Source organism: Elusimicrobiota bacterium (assembly GCA_028718185.1).
Taxonomy (GTDB): domain Bacteria; phylum Elusimicrobiota; class UBA8919; order UBA8919; family UBA8919; genus JAQUMH01.
In genome coordinates, this window is the sequence record JAQUMH010000012.1 from 67,501 (window position 1) to 70,640 (window position 3,140).

Here is a 3,140-nt window from a genome sequence, read left to right on the forward strand (position 1 = left end):
AGGTCGCGGTGAATACGTTCCCGGGTCTTGTACACACCGCCCGTCACACCATGGAAGTAATTTGTACCGGAAGTCAATGTGCCGATTCTCGCAAGAGATAGGTAGTCGCCTATGGTATGGGTTATGACTGGGGTGAAGTCGTAACAAGGTAGCCGTACGGGAATGTGCGGCTGGATCACCTCCTTTTAAGGAGAAAGAATACAAACCAACACAAGATGTTAAAAGTTTTATGTTAGTTTAGTGTTTTAGGTCGTTCATCACACTGTTCAGTTTTTAAAGAACAAATAGTAGAAATATAAAGGTTCATAGAAATTAAAACTACGAACTATATATGTTCTTTTAAAACCCTAAAAAAATGGGAAAGAGGGTTGTATCTACGTTTTTTTACAAGATATATAATATTTATATATCTGTAGATATGATTTACACTCGCTATATTGGGCCCATAGCTCAGTTAGTTAGAGCGCACGCTTGATAAGCGTGAGGTGAAAGGTGCAATTCCTTTTGGGCCCATTTAAAATCAGGGAGTAGGAAGTATAAAGTAGGGAGTAGTTAAAACCACTTCCCACTTCCCACTTACCGTTGTTTGTGGGGGTGTAGCTCAGTTGGGAGAGCGCGTGCTTTGCAAGCATGAGGTCGGGTGTTCAAATCACCTCACCTCCAAACTAGTTCAAAGTTGGAAGTTCAAAGTTTATAAAAAATGTTAATCTAATGAACAATGAACTACGAACTTTTAGCTAAAGTGGTTCTTTGATAAAATCCTTAAAATGATTTAAATAGTTGGTAGTAATTTAGTCATAATAAGGGACTGTAATATGTACAGTATATAGATGTAGGGCAAGAAGTGTCTTAAAGAATCATACAGATTGAGTTCATTGAAAAAAGTTCATAGTTTGTATAAACTAAAACTATGAAATAGAAAGCGATGAACTAAATTATGTGTGAGTCAAATAATATGGTCAAGTAGTAAAGGGCGTACAGTGGATGCCTTGGCAGATGAAGTTGATGAAGGACGTGGTAAGCTGCGATAAGCGTCGGGGAGGTGCAAACAACCTATGAACCGGCGATTTCCGAATGGGGGAACCCTTTCTATAGGAATATAGAAAATCCTTAACTGAAATTTAAAATAGGTTAAGGAAAACAACCCGGTGAAGTGAAACATCTCAGTAACCGGAGGAAGAGAAAACAATAGTGATTCCGAAAGTAGTGGCGAGCGAAATCGGAAGAGCCCAAACCGTTGTGCTTGCACAGCGGGGTTGTAGGACCACATAAGTAGAGTTACAAATTCTAATTTTAGTTGAATTGTTCTGGAAAGGTGAACCAAAGAGGGTGATAGTCCCGTAAACGAAAAAATTAGAACTCGAAGTGGTATCCTGAGTAGCGCGGGTCACGAGGAAACCCGTGTGAAGCTGGGTCGACCACGACCCAAGGCTAAATACTCTCATCTGACCGATAGTGAACTAGTACCGCGAGGGAAAGGCGAAAAGAACCCCTGACGGGGAGTGAAAAGAACCTGAAACTGTATGCTTACAAGCTACCAGAGCGCTATGCTGGTTACGAAGATTCCGACTTGTCGGAATTGTTAGTGCCGGAATGCGTTATGGTGTGCCTGTTGAAGAATGAACCTGCGAGTTATTGGATCGAGCAAGATTAATTCCGTAGTGAGAGCTACGGTAGGAGTCGGAGCGAAAGCGAGTCTTAATAGGGCGATTAGTTCGATTTAATAGACCCGAAGCCAAGTGATCTAACCCTGGTCAGAGTGAAGTCCCGGTAACACGGGATGGAGGCTCGAACTGTTGAGTGTTGAAAAACTCCTAGATGAACTGGGGTTAGGGGTGAAAGGCTAATCTAACTTGGTTATTGCTGGTTCTCCCCGAAATAGCTTTAGGGCTAGCCTGTTGTGTTTAATATAGGTGGTAGAGCACTGGATAGAGTAGGTGCCTTAACCAGGTTACCAAATTTAACCAAACTCCGAATGCCTATATTTAAGAACAATGGAGTCAGTTCGTGAGGGATAAGCTTCACGTGCAAAAGGGGAACAGCCCAGACCGTCGGTTAAGGTCCTAAAATCTATGCTAAGTGGTAAAGGATGTTGAATTGCTTAGACAGCCAGGATGTTGGCTTAGAAGCAGCCATCATTTAAAGAAAGCGTAACAGCTCACTGGTCAAGCGGTTCTGCGCCGAAGATTTCCGGGGCTAAAGCATAGTACCGAAACCACGGCTGTATTTTTAACTTCGGTTAAAAGTACGGGGTAGGGGAGCGTTCTGTATTAGGGTGAAGGCATACCGAAAGGAGTGCTGGACGAAACAGAAGTGAGGATGCAGGTATAAGTAGCGAGAAGACAGGTGAAAATCCTGTCCGCCGTAAATCTAAGGTTTCCTTGAGCAACGTTCGTCGACTCAGGGTTAGTCGGTCCTAAGCCGAGTCCCTAATTAAATGGGGGGTAGGTGAAGGGCATCCGGTTAATATTCCGGAACCATATTTATATCGTTATTATTTTTACGAAGACGCAGGAGGGTAGATTGGTCCGCGATTGAATGTGCGGATTTGCCTCGATGGAAATTGGGGTGACCAGTCCCGCGCAAGCGGGATTAAGTAATTCAACCACACTGCCCAGAAAACTCGTAAAGAGAGATGTAGATATGTCCGTACCGCAAACCGACACAGGTAGATGGGTAGAAAATACTAAGGCGCGCGATTGAATCATCGTTTAGGAACTCGGCAAAATAGCCTCGTAACTTCGGAAGAAGAGGTGCCCGAGTAGTGCTGATGGAAAACAGATTTGATAGGGTTTGGAGAAGGGGTTATACCCTTCACTTCCTGATTCTGTCTGTCGGAAGTCAGTTGTGAAAGGGTTACAATAAAGTGGCCCCTGCGACTGTTTAGCAAAAACACAGGACTCTGCTTAAATCGTAAGATGATGTATAGGGTCTGACGCCTGCCCGGTGCTGGAAGGTTAATGAGAGATGTTATCTTATCGCAAGATAGGAAAAGCGTTGAACTGAAGCCCCAGTAAACGGCGGCCGTAACTATAACGGTCCTAAGGTAGCGAAATTCCTTGTCGGGTAAGTTCCGACCTGCACGAATGGCGTAACGATGGGGGCGCTGTCTCAACGATGAATTCGGCGAAATTGTGCTG

At 43.9% G+C, this 3,140-nt stretch carries 2 tRNA genes and 2 rRNA genes (1 of these 4 running past the window's edge); all 4 read left to right on the forward strand.

The features are described 5' to 3' along the window. A 16S ribosomal RNA gene (locus PHE88_11030) occupies nt 1–186 on the forward strand (it extends 1,370 nt beyond the left edge of the window). A gap of 253 nt (nt 187–439) precedes the next feature. Then, nucleotides 440–513 (forward strand) — tRNA-Ile (locus tag PHE88_11035). A 77-nt stretch (nt 514–590) separates the two neighbouring features. Continuing rightward, a tRNA-Ala gene (locus tag PHE88_11040) sits at nt 591–663 on the forward strand. Nucleotides 664–957: 294 nt separating this feature from the next. Continuing rightward, nucleotides 958–3,140: ribosomal RNA gene (locus PHE88_11045) — 23S ribosomal RNA — on the forward strand; the annotation flags it as partial.